Below are 1,230 nucleotides of genomic sequence, written 5' to 3'. Positions count from 1 at the left end.
TCCATCCCTAGGTAGACGACGGCGTCGAAGTCCTGCATCCTGTCCGCGGTGTAGTCGCCCACCGCCGCGACCTCGGCTTCGCCGAAGTGCGTGGCCAGATTCCCAGCGGCAATGCCGTACATTTCGGCGTCCTCCGGGGCGTTACCGGTGCCGTCGTAGAGCACCAGCGTGCGTGCCCCGCCCGGTCGACCGAAACGCGGCGAGAACGTGGCGGTCTTCACCGTCGATGCCCCGGCATCGGAGTTCGTCACCGTGGTGTAGCGCTGAGCGAGTGGGGAGTTCTCTCCCTCGACGAGGCTTTCGTCGGTGAGGCCGAAGACTACGCCCGCGGCGACCAGGGTCAGGGAAACCAGGCCAATTACCCACCCCCTGCGCCCTCTGCTGGACAACTGGTACTGATTCTCCATGGCTCTTCCTTGAAAGTGTGGGTGACGGCTTCGCTGGTCGGCGTGGATTCCGCGTGCGGAGGCTTTCAGACGACGGGGACAGCTGTTGCCCAGTCCCGGAACTCCTGCACGGTGTCGTTGTGTCCGTAGTGGCGGGCCAGGGCCCGGACTGTCCGCTCGGCGGCGTGGCCGTCGCCGTAGGGATTGAGCGCCCTCGCCATGCGTTGGTAGATCCGTTCGTCCTTGATGAGAGTGGACACCGCGTCGACGATCGTCTCCTCGTTTGTGCCGACCAGTTGCACGGCGCCCACCGCCACGGCCTCCGGACGTTCGGTGGTGTCCCGCATGACCAGCACAGGCTTGCCCAGTGAGGGCCCCTCCTCCTGCACGCCGCCGCTGTCGGTCAGGATGATCGAAGAGCGCTCCAGCAGCGCACAGAACTGTGCATAAGGAAGCGGTTCCGTGACGAGGACGTTGGGGCAGTCCTGCACCGTAGGCAGGATCGCCTCACGCACCAGGGGATTGCGGTGCGCGGGGAAGATGAAGTCGTGATCAGGGTGCGCTGCGGCCAATCGGGCAATCGCCCGGCCGACCTGGCGCAGCGGTTCGCCCCAGGACTCGCGGCGGTGTGCCGTCACGAGCACCACCGGACGTCCGGTCACCAGACGCGCACTCAGTGCGGGGTCCTCGATCCTCGGGCAGGAGGCGACGGTGATAAACAGGGCGTCAATGACAGAGTTGCCCGTTACCACGATCGTGTCAGGAGCGACGTTCTCGTGCAGCAGATTATCCCGCGCGGCCCAGGTCGGCGCCAGGTGGAGGGATGCTATCTGACCGGTGAGGC

2 protein-coding genes are annotated in these 1,230 nt (G+C 66.0%); both read right to left on the bottom strand.

All coding sequences use genetic code 11. The features are described from left to right. Positions 1 to 407, bottom strand: a 407-nt coding sequence (locus tag AC5RWX_RS33515) for a hypothetical protein (RefSeq protein WP_494100462.1), incomplete at its 3' end; no start/stop codon positions are given. A gap of 65 nt (positions 408 to 472) precedes the next feature. Continuing rightward, a partial coding sequence (gene wecB / locus AC5RWX_RS33510; RefSeq protein ID WP_494100461.1) for a non-hydrolyzing UDP-N-acetylglucosamine 2-epimerase occupies positions 473 to 1,230 on the bottom strand: 758 nt, incomplete at its 5' end.

The organism is Arthrobacter sp. SPT-J7 (genome assembly GCF_059089965.1).
Note: the sequence above shows the minus strand (reverse complement) of the source record. Positions and strands in the feature narration are given on the sequence as shown.